Here is a 17,588-nt window from a genome sequence, read left to right as displayed (position 1 = left end):
AATGGTAAAAGTGAAAATCTGCGGCTTAATGCATCCCGAAGATATTTTAGCCATCAATGCTGCTCAAGCGGATTTCGCCGGGTTCGTTTTTGCTTCCGGACGGCATCACGTCACCCTGGAGCAGGCAGTGGCTTTACGCAAGTTACTCCATCCCGATATTCAACCAGTGGGCGTTTTCGTTCATGAATCGGTCGCCGATATTCTGGCGATTTATCAAGCCGGCGCCATTGAAATTGCGCAGCTGCATCGAACAAGTACACCAACCGAAATTAAGCAGCTGCAACACGCTGGCCTGCAAGTCATCCAGGTCTTTGAACGCCAGGCAATTGACTTAACTTCGCCGGCTGATTATCTCATGGTCGACAGCGGAAAAGGTAGTGGCCAACTGCTCAATCTAGCGGCTATTCCACACATCACGCGACCACTGATTCTAGCCGGTGGTCTGACGCCGGAAAACGTTGCCCGTGCCATTCAAGTCGTCCACCCTACTATCGTTGACGTGTCCAGCGGCGTTGAAACTGCCGGTCACAAAGATGCGCATAAAATTCATCAATTTACTCAAAACGCAAAAGAGGAAATCATTTATGAAAACACTAAATGAAACTGCTCAACCTACAAACCGCGCCGGCCGCTATGGCAACGACTTTGGCGGCCAGTATATCCCGGAAACCTTAATGACCGAACTCGAAAAAATCACCGCGGCTTTCAACACTTTAAAAGACGACCCGCAATTCAAAGCCGAACTCAACGATTTGTTAGTCAATTATGCTAACCGACCATCGCTACTGTATTACGCCAAAAACATGACCGAAGACTTAGGCGGGGCCAAGATCTATCTCAAACGTGAGGATCTCAATCATACTGGTGCCCATAAAATCAACAATGTTATCGGACAAGCCTTACTCGCCAAGCATCTAGGCAAAATCCGGTTAATTGCCGAAACCGGCGCTGGCCAACACGGTGTTGCCACCGCAACGATTGCCGCTTTGATGGGCATGGAATGTGAAATTTTCATGGGAAAAGAAGACACTGACCGCCAAAAGTTAAATGTTTATCGCATGACCTTGCTCGGCGCCAAAGTCCATTCTGTCACCAGCGGCTCGATGGTGCTTAAAGACGCGGTCAACGCTGCCCTTCAGGAATGGGCCAGTCGCAGCGATGACACCTTTTATGTGCTTGGTTCAGCCGTGGGTCCAGCACCATTTCCGGAGATGGTCAAACATTTTCAAAGCGTCATTTCCATTGAATCCAAGCAACAACTGCAGGCTAAAGCAGGACAGCTGCCGGACATGATCGTAGCCTGTGTCGGCGGCGGCAGTAACGCCATTGGCAGTTTTGCCGCATACATTGATGAGCCTTCTGTACAACTGGTCGGCGTTGAAGCCGCTGGCAAAGGTGTTGATACGGCGCGAACCGCTGCTACGATCGAACGCGGCAGTGTCGGTATTTTCCACGGCATGAAATCCTTATTCATGCAAAACGAAGATGGACAAATCGATCCGGTTTACTCCATCTCTGCTGGTCTTGACTACCCCGGCGTTGGCCCGGAACACGCCGCCCTCGCCGAAGCAGGCCGTGCCCAATATGTTGGGATCACCGATGACGAAGCAGTTCAGGCATTTGAATACATCGCGAGACAAGAAGGCATTGTCGCGGCGATCGAAAGCTGCCACGCCATTGCTTACGTTGAAAAAATTGCCCCAACCATGGCCAAGGACCAAATCATCATCTGCACCTTATCCGGCCGCGGCGATAAAGATGTTGCTAGCATTGCCAAATACAAAGGAGTTGACGTTGATGAGTAATTTAGCTGCCATCTTCAAAAATCATAAAGCTTTCATCCCTTTTGTCGTTGCGGACGACCCGGACTTGGATACCACTGTCAAAAACATTGTTGCCCTTGCACATGGCGGCGCGGATATTGTCGAATTGGGTATCCCCTTTTCTGACCCGGTTGCGGATGGGCCAGTGATTCAGGCTGCGGACCTGCGCGCATTTGCTGCCAACGTGCGCACCAAAACCGTTTTTGAAATCGTTGAAGCAGCGCGGAAGAAAACCGCAGTGCCGATCGTGTTTCTGACTTACTTAAACATCGTCTTTAAGTACGGCTACGATACCTTTTTGAAGCGTTGCGCCGAGCTAAAGGTTAGCGGTCTGGTGATCCCCGATCTGCCATACGAAAGTCGCGCTGAAATTGTGCCGTTTGCAGAAAAGTATGGCATTGATATTATCCCGTTAATCACACCGACTTCTGGCCACCGGATCGAAAAAATTGCCAAAAGTGCTTCTGGTTTCATCTACGTGGTTTCCTCTGTGGGCATCACCGGTGAACGGGACGAATTTTTCACCGGTCTAAAAACGTTGGTTACGGAAATCAAACGCTACACTGATGTGCCAACAGCAATCGGCTTCGGTATCCATACCCCGCAACAAGCCCAAACCATGGCGTCGATTGCGGATGGCGTCATTATCGGCAGCGCCATCGTGGACATTGTCGCCAAGGAAGCGCAAAACGCCCCCGCTGCGATTGAGCAGTTTACAAAGGCGATTCGGGCAGCGGTTGATACGCAAAAGCAAACCGAGTCTGTCGTTAGTAGGAATGCTTAAATGTTGTCTGATTTAAGTAGACTTGATCCGTAAAGTAGCCACTGGCCAAAAAGATCGCAATACTCTCAAACCGAGTACTGCGATCTTTTTCATTTTTATTGATTTACGTTCTAAGCAACCGCTTCTTAAGCATTCAGTTAAAGCAACAAAAGAGGGCGGAACGTAATATCAATCGACAATAAAGCATCTTGCTAAACCAAAGTGGCACAGTAAGACGAACATTCCTCACTTCTTGTTTTTCTTAACATTTTCGATTAGCCAAAATATTCCCGAAAAAATAGCAGGGATGGCGATCACCGGTAAAAAATAAGCACTGTTGCTGTAAAACGAAGCCCAAAAAAGCACTACCCCATAAATAACAAACACGAATACCCAAATAACTTTTCTAAGCAGTGTCATGTTCCATCCTCCTCGCCATAAATTGAGATGGACCCATTAATCGGTAAATAAAAGCATTCTGATAATATAACGACTCGAATGCAAAGTAAAGGAGAAAGACCTAGGAGGACTGTAAGAGTCATTCAATCTCCTCTTTGAGCTTAATCTCAGTCTATAGGATTTCCAGGTAATCATTCAACACGCTTCACTTAATAATGATGGCTAAGAGTTGCCATAAAACTTGACCCAATCGGATTTAAACTTACTTAACTCCGATGCTGATCAGGGAAAATCTTCTGGAAGTTCATCGCCGCCCCAATTAGATTGGCATCATTATGAAAATGGCAGCATTTGACAACAGGCATGATTTCCTCAATGCCTTCTTTTTTTAGTTGCTCAAATAATCGCCCTGAAAGTTCAGCTGCTAATGTTGGCCGCCGAGAGATGCCGCCGCCTAAAACAATCATTTCCGGGTCGAATAGAACTTGAAGATTATAGAGGTTTTTTGCTATGGTCTGATACATTTCATCCAACGCCGATTTTGCAAGTGTGTCCCCATTTTCGCTTAACTCATAGAGCATTTTTCCATCAACCGTACGATTGACTTGTTCAGAATAAGCTTGTGCGACTTTGACCAAGGTTCCGGTTTGACTAAAGATTTGCTGACTCTGACTTTTCAGCAGGCCGATTTCTCCACCAAACAGATGACTTCCTTTATACAGTTGTCGATTAACAAAAAGTGCGCCGCCGACTCCGGTACCCAGAACAACAAAGACAATATTTTGTGCTTCTCTGCCGACACCTAGTTCTACTTCGGCTATCCCTGCACAGTTGGCATCATTCTCGATTGTCACCGGCAAGCCGAGATGTTGTTCGAGTTCATCAAAGATCGGCCGTTGATGGATGTAGGGCACGGCGCTGATGCCTAGTATTTTCCGCTTTTCTTGGTCAACTGCTCCTGGTGCACTGATTGCAATGCCTGTTAGCGGGCGCTTGGCATCGCGGATAATTTCGGCCATATTTCTTAGTAATTCATCAAATGTGACAGGTGTTGGAAAAGCGTTGACTGGGCTTAACTGCTGATGCTCCCAAATGCCGTGCTTAACCGTGGTTCCGCCTATATCAAATACCCCTAGACTCATTGGTCACCTCTAAAATCCATTGTTTTCACTGACCTGCCCCATCCAGCGGCCACTTTTCTTCATTGATCGTTGGCCTGTCGCTAAATCCAGCCGATAAAACCCATAGCGATTCTTATAGCCATTTAACCACGACCAGCAATCCACGAACGTCCAAGCATGATACCCAAAGCAGTTGCTGCCTTCGCGAATACCTTGGTGCAAGTAGTTTAAGTGTTCTTTCATAAATGCGATGCGATAGTCGTCTTGAATCTCGCCATTGTCCGCCATAAAAGCTTCTTCGTTTGCGACCCCCATACCATTTTCGCTCACGTACCATGGCATGTTGTGATAGTCGTTTTTCATCATCATGGCGACATCGTAAAGCGCTTTGGGATAGATTTCCCAGCCGCGATGAGGATTGATCTTTTTGGCGGGCCAATCATACGGCTGATAAAAGTCGGCCGGCATTTGCGCAGGCGTTTTGGGAGCTGTTGGTGCCTGAACTCGGCGCGGTTGGTAATAATTTAAGCCGATGAAATCCACGATATGGTCTTTAATCAGTGCCTGATCTTCGGGTTTCGTCACTGGCAGCAATTCATTTTCACTTAACAACGCAACTAGCTCATCCGGAATGGTCCCCAAAACTGCGGGATCCAGGAAACTACGCGTGTTCAGGAGATCCGAGCGCCTAGCTGCCAACATGTCCGCAGTTGCTTCACTTTTGGGATATGTCGGTGAAATATTCAAAATGATTCCGATCTCACCAGACGGCAGCGCGTTTCTAAACTTCGCGACTGCTGCTTTATGTGCAAGCAAGGTATGATAAGCCACCTGGACAGCCCGCTTAAAATCGACTACTGCTGGGTAGTGATACTGATGCAGGTAGCCGCATTCCACATGGACAAGCGGCTCGTTAAAGGTCGTCCATTTTTTAACCAGATCACCGAACAACTCAAATGATGTCTGGGCGTAAAAGGCAAAGGCGGCAATGGCTTCCCGACTTTCCCAGCCACCACGCGCCATCAACCACATCGGCATGTCAAAATGAAACAGGTTGATGATCGGTTCGACCCCATGATCACGCATGGCGGTAAAATACTGCCGGTAAAACGCGACTGCTTGTGGGTTGACCGTCTTTCCATCTGGCAAGAGACGGGCCCAGGAAATCGATGTTCTGACTGAATTCAACCCGATTTCCTGCATGCGTTGACAATCCTTTAAATACTGGCCGTAAACATCAGATGTGATCGCTGGTCCTTGTTGCTGGTGAAACTTCTCCGGTGCGGTTTGAAACCAGTAATCCCAGGTGGTGGCTGATTTTCCGAAATTTAAACTCTGGCCTTCTGTTTGCGGTGCCGACATTGCAGCGCCCCACAAAAAGTTCTCGGGAAATTTCTTCATGCTTCCTCCGTTACTTGTGTAAAATTTGTTCCGACGCCAACCATTGAGAAACGGCATCGGCATATAAATGGATATAGCGCTCATAAACCATATCCAACTGAATCAAAATCGGAATTTGTGGTGAGATATTGCCTAAAGCCTCTTCTTTGGTCAAACTGGCAGCAATAAGCGTCACGTCTGCATGGGTAACAAGTTGTGAATAACGATTAGACGTAATCAATAGAATCGGTACCTGCCGCTGCTTGGCAATTTTCATCGCTTTCAGCAACTCTTCGTCATCCCCACGTAAACTAGCCACCATGATTAACTCATCTTGGTTCGCAAAATTGGCGGACATCAAAATCGAATTTTCATCAGTAATCACACGGACATACTTGCCGACTCGGGAAAACTTGAACTGGAAATCGGCGCCAGCGTAAGAATTGAAGCCTTTACCAAAAAAATGAATGATTCTATGTTGATGCAGCCGTTCACAAAAAGCATCAATGACTGCTTGTGAATAATGACTGTCACTGCGGGTTGCAAGCGAATGATAGGCTGCCGTGATTTTTGAGGATACGGATAAATCAGTCGTTTCCTGATTTAAAGACAGCTTGTAAAGAAAGACCAACTCTTTGTAATTACTCAAACCGATCTTCTTGCAAAACCGCGTAATAGAAGCTTTTGATACCGCTAAGTGCGCAGATGATTTATCAATGGTCATCGCCGGTTGTTTACTCAAATGGTAGTCGGCGATCACCTGTTCCACAGCAGTGAAGTTCAACCGACACGACTCGATTAAAATAAAAATATCTTCTGGCATTCGTTTTCTCCTCATTCAACGATATGGACCGTTTTAATTTCACCCGGTTTAAAGGTGCCTAGGAGAATCGTATCATCTTCTTGGGTTTCAGCGACAGCATGACCCCTTAGATCTACAAACGTATACCGCACATTACGCAAGCCTTTGATACTGCCGCCGTCCACTTCCCGGTTAAGATCCGGATTATAAACCCGAATATCAAAGCCCGGTTCGTCGTTACTTTTGCGTAATGAGCTGAAAACCAGCGTCTCACTGTCAAGCGTCATTCCTTTTGGTGTTGGCACTTGATGGTCTAAGGGATTCGAGACAAAATACTTAAGCGTTGTGGTAAAGCGATTCAGGTCTTGGATCTGGTAATGCGGGTTGCTGATCGCATAGTCGAGATAATCTTTTGCCAAGCTTGCTGGCTGAAAATCGTGATCTAACTGCAGTGCGAATTTGAAGCGCATTTTCTTTTGCAACTGACTATCTGGTGTCGGAATGGCTTTAAACTCATTGCCTGAAGCCACCCCTGGCCGTCTTAGCAGATCCGGCCGGCCGAGATAACCGACCGAGCGAAACAGCGTCAAGGCTATCGTTTGAAACTTTTCCCCGATGAATTGATACTCTTTGATCCCTTTGCTAAAAACTGTCCAGCTGGTTGTCGCATCATGACTGTTTACATACGTCAGCATTGGGAAAATTGCCGTTGGTTCTTCCCGCCAGCCCAGTTGTTGCCAATCGTCAATATGAGGATCCTCAACCGCTCGCTTCACCGTACCAAACGGCGTGTCCGAGTATGAAAAGGCATTCTGATTCGGTGTCTCAATCAACACCCGCATCCGGTGATCACACGCACGATTGTCGAGCTCCAAATGAAATTGAAGCTGGCGACTGCCTTTTAATAGTTCAATCGTCAATTCATAAGGGATTGCCTGGGTTCGCTTTTTAGCTTGGCGTTCCTTTAGGTCTTTGGCAACTTGCCACTCACCGGTCATAATGAGTTTTTCCATTAGTTGGTTGCGGATCGTGTGACAAGTAGCACCATTCAAATTGAGCCGATACCGATCATCCACATAAGGCGGCGAATAATCATAGGTATCGCCTTCATCCCCGCTATCTTCAAACGCCAAAAAGTTCTGATAAGCGGCTTTGCGTTTGCGGTCGATTAAGGATAGTTCGCCTGCCTCAAAGGTCACCTGATACGCCTCATTTTCAATTGAAACAGCCGCGGTTTCAGCTAGCAGTTTATTAGCGGATATGCGAGTTTTTTCAACCACTTGATACGCTACAAAACTAAGCGGCGGCACTTCTGCTTCAATCAATAATTCATGAACGAAATAAGCGTTGGCTGGTGCATCCGCCACTTCTTTTCGGCGAATGGAACGATTCGATTCTTTGCGTGTTTGTAAACATTCGACCGGAACCGTCACGCCGTCTTTTTCAAGTGCGATCGCGGCAAAGTGAGTCGATACCTCACATTTTATGACCTTTTTAGTCGTCCACGGCAAGGTATTAAAAATCACCAATTCGCCTTCGGATACCTGAACTCGCGATTCGGAAATTTTTCTGGTCAGGTAATCCACTAATGAGTAAGAAAGCTGATCTGCTTCAACATAGCGCGCGGTGATGATCAGATTCGTTTTGTCGCTATTACACCCGCCGGCAGAGTCATGTGCGTGGTTTTTATTCAGCAATTTCCAGATTCGATCTAGCAAACCTTGCTTATAAGGGATTCCGCATTTTTCTGCCATCACCATCAGCGGCTCCACTTGATAAATCATGCGCCGTTCCACTTTATCATTTAAGTATTTATGATCGTAACGAGAAGAGTAAATGGAACGATGGATCTTGGAGACTGCACTAGAAATAAATTCGCCGGTGATTGTTGGTAGCTCGTTTTCTTTAATTGCCTCAAAAAACCCGGGGTAATTGCTTTCTTCTAGCTCTGTATCAGGAAGCACTTGGCGATACAGGTTCATGCGATCGCGCAGATTGAAATCAATGTACCGTTGATCGCCGCCGACCGGTAACAGTAAATCCGCACCCGTAGCACCGGCCGCAATCGTTTTGACGAGGGCAGGCGCATCATCAGAATAAATCAGACCAACGCCCACAAAATAGCCGTCTTTGATATTCGCAGTTAAGACTTGGGAACCATCCTCTGCCTGCCAGTAAAATTCACGCTGCGTTGTTACATCGTCAGGCACCCCGCGCCAAAAGACTGCTTGCTGAATGCCAACCCCATTGTAGATTTTGGGCATGTCTTTACTTTGCCCAAAAGAATCCGGCAAATAGCCAACATTCATGCAGCCGCCTAATGATTCTGCTAACGTCATGCCCAGGTTCAGATTTCTGACAATCGATTCACCGCGAACGATTAATTCATCGGTTTGCGTATACCAAGGGCCAATAGCGAGTTTGCCGCTTTTGACTAACTTCATTAGCCGCTCTTTTTGTTCTGGAAAACTGGTTAAATAATCATCAAGAATACTCATCTGCCCATCCAGCAAATAGTAACTGATTTGCTGTTGCTCTAAGGCTTGCATGACTTCATCCAAATGATAAGCCAGCTGCACCAGTGACTCGTTGGCAGTGAAATACCATTCAAAGTCCCAGTGGGTGTGATGGATGACATGAACTTTTCTTTTCACTTCTGCATTAACCCCTAAATTCGATTTGATCAATGATTGCTGTCAGCTTTTCTGGATCATCCTGTGTCAGGACTCCTTCTCTAAAGTCTGGGTCAATCAACTTTCTGGCTATCAGGCTGAGCAACTTCAAATGTTCGGTGGCCCCTTGTTCCGGAATGGTCAACCCAAAAGCCACCTTTACTGGCTTTTGATCTAATGCTTGCCACGGAATTGCCTGCTTAAATTTGATTAAGAATAACCCCGGTTTCTTATTGACGCTGCTTTTGCAATGAGGAATGGCGATATGATCTTTAAAGCCGGTGGTTGCTTCCTTTTCACGAGCTTTTAACCCCTCAAAATAGGCTGTTTCATCGGAGACAAAGCCTGCATTATAAGCAAATTGGGCGAGGCTTTTGAAGGCTTCTTCCTGGGTTGTTGCTGTTTCATCAAATAAAATATGGTGACGATTAAAAACTTCTTTATTCACTTTTCTACCTACCTGTTCATTTGTCGGTTTCAACGGTTAGCATTACTTTTCGGGTTCAACAGCGAGCCCTGCCACTGTTTGTTTGCGGGTGAAGCCGATTAACAGTGCGGCGGTCAGGATTCCTGCACAGACACATAAAATCCAGGTAATAAACGGTAGCGGCTGTTCAATATAACCAATAAAAGTTCCTAGTGGCGAGCCGATACCGCCGTAAAATTTACACCCTGTCGCAGCTACTAGACCACCGGCAACCGCTGAACCAACCACGTTAGAAAAGATCATTCTGACTGGATCGGCCGCGACAAACGGGATTGCGCCTTCAGTGACACCGACAATTCCCATCCCAAAAGCAGCACTGGCGGCGATTTTTTCATCCTTGGTGAATTTCTTTTTGAATAAGATGGTGGCCAGCCAAACTCCCAGTGGCGCAACGGAAATTGCTGCTTGGGTCGCGGTTCCAGGAACAAAATTGGCCCCGTTAATCCCATACTTGGTCAACGTATCCGTGAAAATCGCGGTTCCAAAGACCAAAGCCGTTTTATTGATCGGTCCACCTAAATCAAACCCGATCATTGCCCCGCAGATAGCGCCAATCAAAATCGGCGCTCCGGAATAGTTGTTATTGAGATCCGTCAAACCTTTATACATCGCATCCATGCCAACCGCGATCGGGTTCCCGATGACATAAAGAACAATCAACATAATGACCGCGGTGGCGATAAACGGAATGATCATGATTGGCACAATCGGCACCAGCAGTTTTGGCCATTTCACTTTTTTCAAGCCCTTCACCATGTAACCTACAATAAAGGCAACAATGATGGCGCCAATAAAACCGCCGCCCGCCTTCGTATTCAGAAACTCGGGATCATTGACCAAATAAGCGCCAATCATCGCCGGGGCAATCGCTGGTTTGTCAGCAATAGAATTCGCGACAAACCCGGCAAACAACGGAATCATCAACTTAAAGCCGATTTGCCCCACATAGAACAACTTGGCCATCAAGAATCCCATTTGCGTTTTATTGTCAAAGCCCCACTTAACAATTCGGCCTAAATCGTCTCTTTGAAAGGCGTACAGATTAGCAATCGTCAAAAGCAACCCGGCTGCAATCACCATGGGCACCATGTATGAAATGCCGCTCATAATATGCGTGAAAAAGTTGACCTTATCTTTATCGTTACCTACCTGAATCTTGCCAACCTTCGCACCTTTTTTTCCAAAAATTTTGGCTTCTTCAAACGCCTGATTGATCAATGCCTCCGAATCTTCAATCGCTTGGTTTGATTTGGTAACGAAAAGCCGCTTACCGGTAAAGCGAATCGGATCAATTTTAATATCCGAGGCGACAATGACCATGTCTGCCTGCTCAATATCTTGCTTCGTCAACACGTTCTCAGCACCGATTGCCCCATTGGTTTCGACTTTGATCTCATAGCCCATTTTCTTCGCCGCTTGCTCCAGTGATTCCGCAGCCATATACGTATGCGCAATCCCCGCTGCACAAGCCGTCACGGCAACAATCTTCTTCTCCATATTGCTGGACCCCTTATCTATTTATTTTCAATATGAAGACTAACGGAATAGCAAGGGTAATAAAAGCGTTTTCGCACATTTGGGTACTAGTACCAGCATTCCGAATGTTGGTGATACTTATTTCAAGTAAGATGAACCGCCTGTGCTTATAACGCGTTCACCGGTAACTCGGTTTGGATCGCTTGACTACGCAAAAAATTAAGGATACCCTAAAAATATTCTTTTGTTGTTAAGCTATCTTCTCTATTCAAATTCTATTCAGAGGTGAATCCAATTAAACAACTACATAAATTTTCAAAGCTATTAGGACCTATCCTAATCGTTTATGGCATTGCACTTGCTTGGTCATTGTCATCACAGCTGATTCCTTTTTTGATCGGTCTGTTCGACATCGACATAGATGAAACCAACATCCCGATGTCTTTGAACCTGCTCTTTTTATACGCTGAAGCTATCGGCATTATCGGCATGGCCATCTATTATCGCAGTGATCGTACATTGCTGCCTTTTTCCCGTCAAAATGCCGTTAGAGACTATGCTTTAGGCTTACTTTTTGGCCTGCTCATGTTCAGCCTTATCTGGGGCATCATCGCACTGCTTGGTGGTTACCATGTGCTGGCGACTTTTCAGTGGCCAAATTTGCTGTGGCTTGTGCTTTTCTTCTTCGGCTATGCGATTCAATCAATGTTCGAGGAATTGCTTTGTCGGGGATATATAATGGGCTACTGGCTTAAGCAAAATCGTGTCGGGCTGGCGGTTTTGTTGAACGCCATCTTTTTCACGCTTTTGCATCTTGCCAATCCCGGCTATAATTTTTCCGCCGCCACCGGCTTGTTTTTCTTTGCCATTGCAATGTCACAATTTCGCTTGCTGACAGGCAATATCTGGCTGTGCGGTGCCTTTCACGCCATATGGAATTTCGCGGAAGGTCCCATCTTTGGCACAACCGTTTCCGGGCTATCTGGTGAAAAGTTCGTCCTCGAGTCCCTCCCGACAACGACATCGCAGTCACTGACCGGCAGCGTTTTTGGACTTGAAGCTAGTGCGGCGTCAAATATTGTCCATATATTGCTGGTGGTCTTACTGGGGATTATCCTTATCTTCTGGCAAAAACGACGCACGCATCCGGTTTTATCGGCGAACTAGTACCGTTTAACGGTTATTTTCAATATTTGATTGTTCTGTGAGATTACAGCAACACCCGATCGAAAGGTAGGCCCAAACATGTTATTACACATCGCTTCGATAATTTTCGGCATTGCAACTTCGGCTTTTTTCCTCTATTTTCTCGTAAAGAAGCCTTCTAATTTAAAAGCAGTCCGCAGCTTCCTGTATCTCTATGTGACCACAGGTGGACTCTTAGCAATTTTTGCTTGGTATTTCCTGCCAAGTAGCCAAAAATATTTTTCCGCCTTCACTTTGGGTTTAATGATAGCCGTTGGTGCCTATTATTTCGGCATGAAAAAACACATGACTAGTCATGACTGATAACAACAATAAAGGATCGCAGCTTTCACAGTTGCGATCCTTTGTTTTGACACTATTATTCGGCTAAAGACTTTTAAATTACCAAACAAAATCTTCCATATCCTCAGCATTCAAAATCGTCACTTGCTTCCCAGTTCGCTGAATCAATTTTTCATCAGCTAACCGTTTTAACGTGCGCGAAACCGTTTCTGGGGTTGTGCCGAGATAATCGGCTAGCTGCGTCCATGCCATCGGTACCGTCACTGTGTCTTTTCCAGCGGCAGTGCGCAAATCCAGTAGGTAGTGAGTTAAGCGTACATTGATGGAATCGTTGCCGAGATAGCCCGCTTGCTTTTCCAATGCCTGCATTTTACGGGCGTTTTCTGTGAGTAATTGCAAGCTGATTTGTGGTTGTTGCATGAGTAACTGTTGAAAATCGGCAGCGCTAATGGTGCAAACAGTGGCGGTCGTCAGCGCTTCGGTATAGACATTCGGATTAGCAATATTCAACAAGCCGGCTTCCCCTTCATAATCGCCGAGGCCGTCAACGCGCAGTAATTGTTCTTTACCATTTGTCGCCAATTGATAAGTTTTGAGTTTTCCCTGTGCAACCACTAACAAATGAGCAGCAGTGTTAGGACTGATCAGAACCGTTCCTTTTTGCACCTGATGCTCGTGGGTCAACGCATCAATCGCAGTGCGGGCTTCATCAGTTAGATTTTTAAATAACGGTACGACCGCCGTACAACTATGCGCCATTTTTATCCCCCTTACAGACAGGCTCTCTCGTCAATCGATCGTTTAATGTTGCTCAGTCATCGTCCTCTTCAAGCAAGGTCCGCCCCGCCGTCACCTCACGACCGAGACGCGTTTGCAAGTGCAGGATACTTTGCTCATGCCAGCGCTGCAATTGTAACATATCCGCTGCCAACACTGCCTTGTTCTCTTTATTGGCTAGCGGAATCGCCCGACTGACGAACAGCTGGCAAGTATCCAGATCATTAACCACAGCATCCAGTTTCATATCATTGGTCCAAAAACGAAACGCGGGATCTTCTTGCAACATCGTGTACTCGCTAAACTCCGCGGTTGTCGTGGGAAAATCTTCTCCTTGCGCCGCTAAGTCTGCCACTAACACCGTCAGATGCTGCTGCGCTTGTGTTGCCAATTGCGTTAACAATTCGCGATCCCCGTCACTGCTTGGTCCACTCAACGTTTGGGAAAATTGGGCCAGTTTACGTTGCAAGACTGCTAAATTTGCTAGTACATGTCCGCTCATCGCCCCAGCTGTCGGTACATGATGATCATGGTCGACTTGTTTAGCTGCCGCTGCTTGACGGGCTTTTACTGTTTCTTCGTCAATAGTGTGCATGCCTGGTGTTATGCTCATGCTCATAATTTCCTCCTTGAAAATGCGTTTGCCGCGCTAGAAGCCTGTGTAAAGGTCTTGGATGTATGAAGCCCTGATCACACTCGGCTTAAAATTGTGTTCGATGTCGCAGCAACCTGCACATAAGGACCTTTCGCGCAATGGTCATAGCTCGGTCATCACGTTCAAGGCCGCTTACACTCCGATTGCTAAGCGCTCCTGCTCACGCTCTATGCTTCTTGACTGCGAACGTTCACAACGGTGTAGCCCAAGTCCGTAATGGTTTTTTTCAACGCATCGGCATTGGTCACGGCTGGATCAATCTGGGCTTTGACCTTGCTGCTGTTAAATAAGGCTTTGACGGTTTTGACGCCGGCTTGTTGGCCTAGTGCCCCTTCGATTTTCTGTAGGCAGCTCGGGCAGGTTAAACCATCTAATTGATAAACTAATTTTGTCATGTTAAAGATCCTTTCGTTTTTATTTATTCTCATTATTAACCGTTTGCGGATGATGTACCTTGATGGCCGTCAAGTTTTGCCATTTTCTTGGTGTGTGTCGTAATCTCAAGGCGTTTGCAATGACCAGCAGGATGGAAATTTCATGGAATAACATCCCGCTAGCCATGTCGACCAATCCAATCAATAAGCCACTTAACAACAACGCCACCGTGCCAATTGCAATGACAAGGTTCTGCTTGATGTTGCGATTCATCCGCTTGGCTAAGTCGAAAAGCACGCCGAGATTCGTGAGACGGCTGTTGGTCAAAATAACGTCTGCCGTGTCAATTGCAACATCCATGCCGGAACCCATTGCAACGCCAACATCTGCTTGTGCCAAGGCGGGGCCGTCATTGATGCCATCGCCGACAAACATAACTTTTTCACCGCGGGCTTGTGCTGCTTTGATCGCTTTCACCTTATCTGCCGGCAGTAAACCACCGCGAGTCTGACTCACCGGTAGTGCCGACATCATGTGTTCAACCGCTGCCTGCGAGTCGCCTGAAAGCACCATTGTCTTCTTGCCACTTGCTTTTAAGGTGCTCAGCATGGTTGGCGTTTCCGTCCGCAACTGATCGCGCAAGCCATAAGCTGCCACGAGTTTGTCGTCAATGGTTACCAAGACCAAGGTTGCACCACTGGCCACGATTTGCTGAACAGCGGCCTGCTGGTCAGCTGTTAGCGGCTGGTGCAAAACCTTTTGATTGCCGACACTGATCGCGTGTCCGGCGATTCGGGCGTTCACCCCAACTCCGCGAGTGACTTTGACATCGGTTGGCTTTTGCATGGTCTTTGCCTGAAGATCGGCAACAAGTGCCTGTCCCAGTGGATGCGCCGTTGCTTTTTCAACCGCTGTGACCGTGGCTGCAACCCGTTGCTGATCAGCGGTCCAGTACTTAGCTGTTGCCACACGGATCTTGCCTTGTGTCAGCGTTCCGGTTTTATCAAACATCACCGTGTCGATTTGATCCAACTTGGTCGCCACATCGCCGCCTTTGATTAAAATGCCATGTTTGGCACCAAATCCTAGGCCGACCACATTGCTAACCGGAGCGCCAATGACCAATGCGCCGGGGCAACCCAGTACCAAAATCGTAATTGCCAGCCGGACATTTTGGCTAATCAATCCCACCAGCAAAGCGATGACTAATACCAGCGGCGTGTACCAACGGGCAAATTTCTGGATGAAGGTTGCCACAGGCGATTGGGCGTCCTGCGCATCTTCAATTAAATCGATAATCTGCTGATAAACCGTGTTGTAGCCGGTTTTTTCAACTTCAATGTCAACCGTGCCATCGCTCACCTGCGTACCGGAGTATACTGTGGCGCCAACCTGCTTGCGTTTGGCATCCGGTTCGCCGGTGATCGCGGCTTCCACAATGTTTGCCTGGCCGCTAATCACCTGCCCGTCAGCCGGTACCGTTTCGCCAGCCAACACCCGCACTTGATCGCCAACCGCTAACTTCCCCACCGGAATGGTCGTCCCATCCAGCAGCCTGGCCGTTTTCGGTGCTGCGGCAGCCAAGCCTTGGATCGCCGAGCGCGTTTTGGCTAAACTACGCTGTTCCAGCCAGTCGCCGAACAAAAATAGAAAACTAACAACCGCACTTTCAATCGGCTCGCCAATCATCACCGCGCCCACTAGAGCAATTGTCACCAATAGCTCAATACTAATCTGCTTATAACGCAGCGCTTCCCAGGCATTCACCGCAATCGGCAGCCCGGCCACCAGACTCGCCAACACCAGCAACCATGCCTGACTGAAAATCAATCCCGCCGCAGTCAAAACACCGCCGATCACCATCGCTTCTTGTTTATGTGTTTGAATAAAACGCATCGCTGATCCCTCCCATTCGAGACCAGTGTACTGAGGAATCATTATTGCCACCTTGACCGCAATCAACTTTTCAATCAAAACAGGGGAACTTTCTTGAGCTTTTTTTAATCATTTCATAAGATACAATTGGAAAGTTGAGCAGATAGAACGCATTTTCGCTTTATTAAAAAACGATTAACGTCATGTGTTATTATAGAAGCAACCAAACAAAGGAGGACGCGTCAGATGCCAGAAGAACAACCAATGGTCCTGTTCAAGGACGTTGAAAAAGTCTATCGAGGCGGGAATGTCGCGGTCGAACATATTAACCTTGAAATTAATAAGGGTGAATTTGTATGTCTTATCGGGACATCCGGTTCCGGGAAGACAACGACCATGCGGATGATCAACCGGATGTTGGAACCCAGCGGCGGTCAAATCCTGTTTAACGGTAAAGACATTCACAAAATCGATGCCGTAAAATTGCGGCGTCAAATCGGTTATGTCATTCAAAATATCGGCCTCATGCCACACATGACCATTTATGAAAACATCACGATCGTTCCTAAATTATTAAAGTGGCCTGAAGAAAAGCGCCGGGAAAAGGCCAAAGAACTGGTTGATCTCGTCGAATTACCCGAAGATTATCTGGATCGTTACCCATCAGAGCTTTCCGGTGGGCAACAACAACGGATCGGGGTTATCCGCGCGCTTGCTGCCAATCAGGATCTGATCTTAATGGACGAACCTTATGGCGCCTTGGACCCGATTACCCGTGAAGCACTGCAGGAATTAATTAAAAATCTGCAGGAAAAGCTCGGTAAGACCGTTGTTTTCGTGACCCACGATATGGACGAAGCGCTCAAACTCGCCACCAAAATTGTTGTCATGGATCACGGTCACATTATCCAAAACGCCACCCCAACCGAACTACTGACCCATCCCGCCAACAAGTTTGTTGAAAACTTAGTCGGTCAGGATCGCCTGGTTCAAGCGCGGGCGGACGTCACCACTGTTGAACAGATCATGTTGAAGAATCCGGCTGCCATCACACCTGGCAAGTCTTTGGCTGAAGCGATTTCCCTCATGCGCAAACGCCGCGTTGATACGCTGCTGGTCACCGATGACGAGGATCACCTCAAAGGCTTCATCGATCTGGAATCGCTGGAAACCCGTTACCAAAGCGCCACCAGCGTTAGCGACATCACCAAGTCCAGCATTTTCTACGTGAAAAAAGATGCCCTACTGCGCGACACGGCTGACCGCATTCTTAAGCGCGGATTTAAGTATGTGCCTGTGGTCGACAATGATCAGAAACTGGTCGGCATTGTCACCCGTGCTTCACTTGTTGATGTCGTTTATGACACCATTTGGGGCGACAATGAAGATGATCAAGACAGTGCTGCGGCCAAGAATAACGATCAGTCAGCCGCATCGTCGACGACCACCACTTCGGCAACTGAAGATACCCGAGACGCACCTAAGGAGGTGTGAC

At 47.2% G+C, this 17,588-nt stretch carries 17 protein-coding genes; 6 read left to right on the top strand and 11 right to left on the bottom strand.

Annotated elements, in window-relative coordinates; translation table 11 throughout:
• Position 1: 1 nt before the first annotated feature.
• The 3 genes from EL173_RS00485 to trpA are packed head-to-tail and all read left to right on the top strand — an operon-like array spanning position 2 to position 2,607.
• Positions 2-601, top strand: coding sequence for a phosphoribosylanthranilate isomerase (locus EL173_RS00485; RefSeq protein WP_005690274.1), 600 nt, complete (start codon positions 2-4; stop codon positions 599-601).
• On the top strand, positions 585-1,805 hold the full coding sequence (gene trpB / locus EL173_RS00480) for a tryptophan synthase subunit beta (protein WP_012807345.1): 1,221 nt from the start codon (positions 585-587) through the stop codon (positions 1,803-1,805). The genes EL173_RS00485 and trpB overlap by 17 nt, the downstream gene beginning before the upstream one ends.
• Entirely contained in the window at positions 1,798-2,607 is an 810-nt protein-coding gene (gene trpA, locus EL173_RS00475) for a tryptophan synthase subunit alpha (RefSeq protein ID WP_005690276.1), read from the top strand. Before trpB ends, trpA begins: the two co-directional genes overlap by 8 nt.
• 225 nt (positions 2,608-2,832) lie before the next feature.
• Here trpA and EL173_RS15025 read toward each other — a convergent pair whose 3' ends face one another.
• The 7 genes from EL173_RS15025 to EL173_RS00445 all read right to left on the bottom strand — a co-directional run bounded on the left by EL173_RS15025 (position 2,833) and on the right by EL173_RS00445 (position 10,944).
• A complete protein-coding gene (locus EL173_RS15025) occupies positions 2,833-3,006 on the bottom strand; it encodes a hypothetical protein (protein ID WP_005690278.1) in 174 nt (57 codons plus the stop codon).
• A 245-nt stretch (positions 3,007-3,251) separates the two neighbouring features.
• Positions 3,252-4,127: an ROK family protein gene (locus EL173_RS00470; RefSeq protein ID WP_005690279.1), complete on the bottom strand. Its 876-nt coding sequence runs from the start codon at positions 4,125-4,127 to the stop codon at positions 3,252-3,254.
• Between the two features lie 9 nt (positions 4,128-4,136).
• Positions 4,137-5,507 carry a glycoside hydrolase family 1 protein gene (locus EL173_RS00465; protein WP_019728572.1) on the bottom strand — a complete coding sequence of 457 codons (1,371 nt, stop codon included), beginning with the start codon at positions 5,505-5,507 and terminating at the stop codon, positions 4,137-4,139.
• Positions 5,508-5,517: 10 nt separating this feature from the next.
• On the bottom strand, positions 5,518-6,309 hold the full coding sequence (locus tag EL173_RS00460; RefSeq protein WP_012807342.1) for a MurR/RpiR family transcriptional regulator: 792 nt from the start codon (positions 6,307-6,309) through the stop codon (positions 5,518-5,520).
• Positions 6,310-6,320: 11 nt separating this feature from the next.
• Positions 6,321-8,942, bottom strand: coding sequence for a glycoside hydrolase family 38 N-terminal domain-containing protein (locus EL173_RS00455; protein WP_012807341.1), 2,622 nt, complete (start codon positions 8,940-8,942; stop codon positions 6,321-6,323).
• A 7-nt stretch (positions 8,943-8,949) separates the two neighbouring features.
• Entirely contained in the window at positions 8,950-9,408 is a 459-nt protein-coding gene (locus EL173_RS00450) for a PTS sugar transporter subunit IIA (protein ID WP_012807340.1), read from the bottom strand.
• Between the two features lie 42 nt (positions 9,409-9,450).
• Positions 9,451-10,944: a PTS fructose transporter subunit IIC gene (locus tag EL173_RS00445; RefSeq protein ID WP_005690286.1), complete on the bottom strand. Its 1,494-nt coding sequence runs from the start codon at positions 10,942-10,944 to the stop codon at positions 9,451-9,453.
• A 264-nt stretch (positions 10,945-11,208) separates the two neighbouring features.
• Between EL173_RS00445 and EL173_RS00440 the strand changes: the two genes are divergently transcribed.
• A complete protein-coding gene (locus EL173_RS00440) occupies positions 11,209-12,090 on the top strand; it encodes a CPBP family intramembrane glutamic endopeptidase (RefSeq protein ID WP_005690287.1) in 882 nt (293 codons plus the stop codon).
• Positions 12,091-12,168: 78 nt separating this feature from the next.
• Entirely contained in the window at positions 12,169-12,432 is a 264-nt protein-coding gene (locus EL173_RS00435) for a hypothetical protein (RefSeq protein WP_005690288.1), read from the top strand.
• A gap of 78 nt (positions 12,433-12,510) precedes the next feature.
• On the opposite strand, the gene EL173_RS00430 is transcribed toward EL173_RS00435, so the two are convergent.
• The 4 genes from EL173_RS00430 to EL173_RS00415 all read right to left on the bottom strand — a co-directional run bounded on the left by EL173_RS00430 (position 12,511) and on the right by EL173_RS00415 (position 16,114).
• Complete coding sequence (locus tag EL173_RS00430; protein ID WP_005690290.1) at positions 12,511-13,170, bottom strand: Crp/Fnr family transcriptional regulator; 660 nt, start codon at positions 13,168-13,170, stop codon at positions 12,511-12,513.
• A 52-nt stretch (positions 13,171-13,222) separates the two neighbouring features.
• Positions 13,223-13,801 carry a ferritin family protein gene (locus EL173_RS00425; protein ID WP_012807338.1) on the bottom strand — a complete coding sequence of 193 codons (579 nt, stop codon included), beginning with the start codon at positions 13,799-13,801 and terminating at the stop codon, positions 13,223-13,225.
• A 209-nt stretch (positions 13,802-14,010) separates the two neighbouring features.
• Positions 14,011-14,238, bottom strand: coding sequence for a heavy-metal-associated domain-containing protein (locus EL173_RS00420; RefSeq protein WP_005716410.1), 228 nt, complete (start codon positions 14,236-14,238; stop codon positions 14,011-14,013).
• A 19-nt stretch (positions 14,239-14,257) separates the two neighbouring features.
• A complete protein-coding gene (locus EL173_RS00415) occupies positions 14,258-16,114 on the bottom strand; it encodes a heavy metal translocating P-type ATPase (RefSeq protein ID WP_012807337.1) in 1,857 nt (618 codons plus the stop codon).
• A 225-nt stretch (positions 16,115-16,339) separates the two neighbouring features.
• On the opposite strand from EL173_RS00415, the gene EL173_RS00410 reads away from it, so the two are divergent.
• The gene (locus EL173_RS00410) at positions 16,340-17,587 is read left to right on the top strand and encodes a betaine/proline/choline family ABC transporter ATP-binding protein (RefSeq protein ID WP_005687389.1); all 1,248 of its coding nucleotides are present in this window, start codon (positions 16,340-16,342) and stop codon (positions 17,585-17,587) included.
• The last annotated feature ends 1 nt before the right edge of the window (position 17,588 follow it).

The organism is Lacticaseibacillus rhamnosus, from assembly GCF_900636965.1.
Classification (GTDB): domain Bacteria; phylum Bacillota; class Bacilli; order Lactobacillales; family Lactobacillaceae; genus Lacticaseibacillus; species Lacticaseibacillus rhamnosus.
The sequence above is the reverse complement of the archived record's forward strand: the minus strand, read 5'-3'. Positions and strand labels throughout refer to the sequence as shown.